The 5062-nt window shown below is 39.6% G+C and carries 5 protein-coding genes and 2 pseudogenes; 2 read left to right on the top strand and 5 right to left on the bottom strand.

The genetic code is table 11. From position 1 onward, the window contains the following. On the top strand, positions 1–265 hold a 265-nt coding region (locus LPKJCM_RS06575; RefSeq protein ID WP_133057558.1), incomplete at its 5' end, for an LPXTG cell wall anchor domain-containing protein. A gap of 303 nt (positions 266–568) precedes the next feature. On the opposite strand, the gene LPKJCM_RS13930 is transcribed toward LPKJCM_RS06575, so the two are convergent. From LPKJCM_RS13930 to LPKJCM_RS06565, 3 genes are all read right to left on the bottom strand, one after another. Then, positions 569–763 carry an IS66 family transposase gene (locus LPKJCM_RS13930; protein ID WP_071799104.1) on the bottom strand — a complete coding sequence of 65 codons (195 nt, stop codon included), beginning with the start codon at positions 761–763 and terminating at the stop codon, positions 569–571. Positions 764–774: 11 nt separating this feature from the next. Then, positions 775–2154, bottom strand: coding sequence for an FAD-dependent oxidoreductase (locus LPKJCM_RS06570; RefSeq protein ID WP_057961360.1), 1380 nt, complete (start codon positions 2152–2154; stop codon positions 775–777). Between the two features lie 550 nt (positions 2155–2704). Continuing rightward, the gene (locus tag LPKJCM_RS06565) at positions 2705–3928 is read right to left on the bottom strand and encodes an IS110 family RNA-guided transposase (protein ID WP_057961361.1); all 1224 of its coding nucleotides are present in this window, start codon (positions 3926–3928) and stop codon (positions 2705–2707) included. Positions 3929–4275: 347 nt separating this feature from the next. Here LPKJCM_RS06565 and LPKJCM_RS13825 point away from each other — a divergent pair, with 347 nt between their 5' ends. Beyond that, positions 4276–4365, top strand: coding sequence for a putative holin-like toxin (locus LPKJCM_RS13825; RefSeq protein ID WP_021353390.1), 90 nt, complete (start codon positions 4276–4278; stop codon positions 4363–4365). 156 nt (positions 4366–4521) lie between these two features. Here the strand turns inward: LPKJCM_RS13825 and LPKJCM_RS13925 are convergent. Together LPKJCM_RS13925 and LPKJCM_RS06550 are read right to left on the bottom strand one after the other, a co-directional pair. Further along, a pseudogene (locus tag LPKJCM_RS13925) lies at positions 4522–4746 on the bottom strand (LtrC-like protein); the annotation flags it as partial. A gap of 12 nt (positions 4747–4758) precedes the next feature. Next, positions 4759–5062, bottom strand: a pseudogene (locus LPKJCM_RS06550) (MobQ family relaxase); the annotation flags it as partial.

Raw genomic sequence — 5062 nt, 5'->3', positions numbered from 1 at the left:
GACAACGCCGAAGCCCCAGGTTCCTAATAAGCCGACAACGCCGAAGCCCCAGGTTCCTAATAAGCCGACAACGCCTAAGAAACCTCAAGTTCCTAATAATGGGAATAAGGTAACACCAAAGGCTTACACTCAAGGTAAAACCTACGAAAAAACAGGTAAATTACCTCAAACAGGTGATGGATCATCAATGGGTATGATGTTAATTGGACTAGTGACGTTATTGCTAAGTTTAGGTTTAGCAGTTATAAGTAGATTTACTATTTGATCATGATTGAATGATCGTAAGCACTCCACAACGAACCGGGTTGAATCTTAACCATTGATGGTATCTCAGATCCCTGGGTTCAAACAAAAATAGCGGGCGACCAACGCAGTTTTCTGCGTTAGTCGCCCGCTTTGGTTTCTCTATTAAACACGACACGTGGCCTGAATTTCTGGAGCCCCCGGTAAATAAGCCTCAATATCTGGCGTGCTACGTTGCGTGTAAACCGTTAGTAATGGTTAAAAATACTTAAAGACGTCCAGTTTATTTAATTTTTCCATTTGTACAATACCAAACCAGATCGTATTAGCCTTTGCGCCTGCCGTTGGTTTTGTGAACAGACTTATTCTTTCGCACCAGCGTGGTAGAGTGGATCTGTTGCTCATCGTGGTTATTGTGTAAAGGTAGATCACAATGCTCAAAGATCTGGTAAACCCGGTCCTTTAGATTAAGGGCATTGTTAATCACATTGCGTAATAATTTTAACGGTGATTTCTTGATTGTTTCCTCGATTAACTAGTCGGCTTTCTGTTTCTAGGGCGTTGGCTTTTCACAACCGGGGTCTTAAAAAGATCATTCAAGGCTTCAGACATTGTTGGATGAGTATAGATCATGTCGCGTAATCTTTCGTAAGGTAATTTGGCCTTCATTGCCAATGCAATTAGATTGATGGTTTCATGAGCCTCAGCGGCATACAATGTTGCCCCTAAAATAAGGTGTGTTTTTTGATCAACGATTACCTTATAAAGCCCGCGTTGATCCTCCAAGACACGGGCCTTTGGAATCGCCTTGACTGATAGCTTGAAGGTTTGTAAATCATAACCTGCACTCTTAGCTTGACGTTCATTTAAGCCGACGTTAGCCAGTGGTGGATTTAGGAACGAAGCAGCCGGTATCACCATTCGATCGGCCGTTGAGCGATCCCCCTTATCAAACAATTGATCTACAATAATACGAAAATCATCCAATGAGACATAAGTGAACATAGGACCGCCATTAACGTCGCCCAAAGCCCAAACGTTTTGTACTGTGGTCCTTAAATGATCATCGACCTGAATAGCACCACGACTGGTTAAAGCAATATCGGTATTTTCTAGCCCTAAACTATTTATATTAGGCCGTCGACCGACTGCAACCAATACCGCATCAAATTTCGCAGTGTTACTTTGATCACCTTGTTGATAATATAATGTAACCTTCTCACCATTATCTTTTACTTGAGTTAGTTGAGTCGCCGGTTTAATCTCGATCCCTGCGTCAGTCAGATCTGCTACGACCTCGGTCGCAATATCAGGATCTTCGCGCTCTAACAATCTGGTATGTTGGTCGAAAATCGTTACATGCGTACCAAAGGAATTAAACATTCCAGCAAATTCAAGGCCAATATAACCGCCACCAATAATTGCTAGTCGTTTCGGTTGTTTTTCCAATTCCATAGCTTCTTTAGACGTAAAAATCCGCTGACTAAATTCTAACCCTGGGATTGATGGCCAATTTGGAACTGCTCCAGTATTAATAAAGATACGTTCACCTCTCACCTTCTTAGTCGTTCCATCACTCATTACGACTGCCAAAACATAATTGTCGATAAAACGGGCTGACCCATCCCAAACCGTTGCTAGTGGCTCATCAGCCACCATGTGATAGTTTTTGTTTCGCAACTGTCTAGTCATCTCACCACGCTTATTAACTGCTGTAGTGAAGTCCACGCCACGTTGGCCATTAAAAATTAAATTTTTAGATGGTAGGCAGCCAACATTGATGCAAGTTCCTCCGTACATTTGTTTTGACCGTTCAATCAGAAGCACGGTCTCATCATGCTGCGCCAAGTACTTAGCTAATGTCTTACCCGCCTTACCAAATCCAATAATAATATTTTTAAATTTATCCATTGTTTTACCCGCCTTTTACTAGTCATTTGTTATTGCACTTATTATAAGTAATTAAAGCGTCAAAAGCAATTTATATGCTCAACTACCTATTTATCTGACTTGACTTTATAGTCATCATTTCACCATCTTATTTGTCTTTTACCATAGTTTTCCCTCTAGTAGCTGATTTTATGACCTTCTTTACTTTTATAATCGTACTGTCTGGTAGGGTTTGCGCCCGCTCTTGGACCGCCCTACTGGACGCTTGTTATTTCCCATTGCAGCAGTATTATTAGCCTTGCTTGCTGACCTTGCTAGTGTTGTAGCTTTCCTTTGCTGTCAAGAGCAGTTTTATTGCTCTTGGTTGATTTTTAATTTCCCTGTATAATGGATTGAGCAAAAAGTTTTCTACGTAAAGTCAAGTATATTAGGACTCTAAAGTTTTAACTTCTGACATATTTGGCATTATTGCTTTAATTGAGGCGTTTTATTTCTAAATTAGGAGCATCACAAAAGGCTTCAAAGAAATTACTTCTTTGAAGTTAACTTAGGCTATAATGAACCTGATCAATTAATTGCGACAAAAGTCTTTTTGATTATTGTTGGCTACGTTGTAATCATACATTTGATCAGTGATAATCAAAACATAGACCGTTCTAAGCAGTTTATGGATTGAAGCAATGGCAATTTTCTTGAACCCCTTCGTTTGAGAAAATTGTTTTTTCCGTTCATAGTAATCTGCTATATGACATGGACTAGTCTTAGCCGCTAGATCGATTTGTCCAATTGCACGATAAAGAATCTTCCGCGCAACGGCATTGCCGTGCTTAGAGATCCTTAAATTAGAATCTTTTTCCCCTGATTGATATCTACCTGGATCAATACCAACAAAAGCATTTATCTTGTTTGGATTACTGAATCTTCTAATGTCGCCTAATTCGGCTAGAATTCGGACAGCAGTTATTTCAGCGATACCAGGAATGCTCATTAAGATTTCTAGATCGCGATTAGGCAAAGTCTTAGCTAATTTAATCATTGCCTCTGATCTCCGCTCGCGATCAGCTGTAAGCCGTAATAATCTATTGGCGTAATAAACCACTTCATCACGCTCCGGGTCGTCTTGATCAACTGCTGGATAAGCTAAATCCGCGAGATGCTTAAGTTTAATAGCTAGTTTTTGAGCACGGTTAATACCATAACCTTTAAAATCTTTAATTTGCTTAGCGATGGTTGATACTTCAAGGTTTCTAACATCTTGGCAGTGCGGAAAGAGCTCAACTAAATACCAGTAATTAACACCTCTAGAGTTATTGAAAATGGTTTCTAATTCTGGAAAAGTTAACTGTAAATATTTATGAAGTCGATTCTTGGAAGAAATAATATCGTGAGTTAATTCCTCATAAGCCCGACTTAAAGACTGCAATTGATGATAAACCTCAGGCTCTTTTCGATTAGGTTGATGCTGATTTCGATCTTGAGCTAGTGCCAAATGGTAAGCATCATTGCGATCGGTTTTATTGCGACGTAAGCCCTGATTAATTTTCTTAGCCTTTAAAGGATTAAGAAGAACATAATCATAATCGTATTCATCTAAAAATCTAGTAATTCTGCGTGAATAAACTCCAGTTGCTTCTAAGATGATTTGTGGATGTTCGGCGTATTCTTTTAGATCTATCAACAGAGTTTTAAAGCCGATAGTATCGTTAGTGATCTTATATTCTCGTGTGGCGCCACTCTGAAGTACACAAACACTGGAATCACGACTACTTACATCTATGCCAAAGACAATGCTCATTTTTAAACCCTCCTAAATAGCTGTTAGTGGTTGGAACGTATTTACTAAGGTAATTATTTCTAATTTTCTAAACTGGACATCAAGTGTCGACATTCTTCGAAGAGAATACTAATTACTAAGTAAAACTGCCTGTTTTAAGGACGACGTCAAGCGTCTAAACTTCTTACGGCATATAGTTTCACCACTATTTAAAGTTTAGAACAAAACTAAAATAGTGAATCAACTATCCCGTCGGATAATCGATTCACTATAAAGCTTAGAATGTTTTAAGGGCGGTGGCTGTCTTTTCCCTTGTGAGGTGAGGCCCATGGGAACATGGAATAATCTTCAGGAAGGTTGCACAGTCAATGAGCGTCTTCCAGACACTCTCGTTGATGTTGCTGTTTGGCACGTTTTTAATCGCGCTACTCAGCTATATCGACAAGCACCACAAATAAAAAAGCCGCACCGATCATAACTTTGGCGAGTTACGGGACGACATTATCGTTTAGTTAACTAATGCCACCGCCTTTGAAGCGGCTTGCGCGGGAAGTCCTGTTTTCGGCGGGACTTCCTTTTTCTGTTTATATTATAGCATGACCTTTAAAAACTGGCTAACGCTTTAAACTTTGATCAAATTCGGATTTGGGTTGTTTGATTGATGAATTTTCTTCAGTAAATGCTTGCAGCTGTTTTTGTGTTCGATTACTGATTTCATGGTGTATATCATTTAGTTTATTTTTTAGTTCTGATTTTTGTTGTGGGTTCCTTGCTTGCTGAACTTGTTGTTGCAAGCTTTGATATGACTGATTAAGCGCTCGGGCTGATAGCTTTTTTATTTTACATTTAAATTACAAGTGCATGCCCCCATCTTCATGCCGGTTTCGAGTTTGGTGTTGCCGTTGCTTTTTCGTCATTGCCCACTCGGTCTCCTTTAAGCCACGTAGTTGCTGCTTTCTTAGATAGTCCGTGTTCTTCGCATATAAAATGGTTATTAAGGCTTCGTCCAAAATATTCATCAGGTAATTTTGGGGGCTAGTCGGGTGGTAATTAATGGCCTGATAGTCCTTAATTTGGTCTTGCTTATATTGATCAAACCGTGTTGTCTGTTGTTTCAAACGGGCTTGCACCATTTCAATTTGTTGGTGATCCAAC

This window comes from Lentilactobacillus parakefiri, from assembly GCF_002157585.1.
GTDB classification, from domain to species: domain Bacteria; phylum Bacillota; class Bacilli; order Lactobacillales; family Lactobacillaceae; genus Lentilactobacillus; species Lentilactobacillus parakefiri.
This window is presented reverse-complemented; position numbering and strand designations above follow the sequence as displayed.

Bases quoted from the DNA above. Each gene is read 5' to 3' on its own strand.
- LPKJCM_RS06570 (WP_057961360.1), bottom strand. From the start codon at position 2,154: ATGGATAAATTTAAAAATATTATTATTGGATTTGGTAAGGCGGGTAAG.
- LPKJCM_RS06565 (WP_057961361.1), bottom strand. From the start codon at position 3,928: ATGAGCATTGTCTTTGGCATAGATGTAAGTAGTCGTGATTCCAGTGTT.
- LPKJCM_RS13825 (WP_021353390.1), top strand. From the start codon at position 4,276: ATGAGCGTCTTCCAGACACTCTCGTTGATGTTGCTGTTTGGCACGTTT.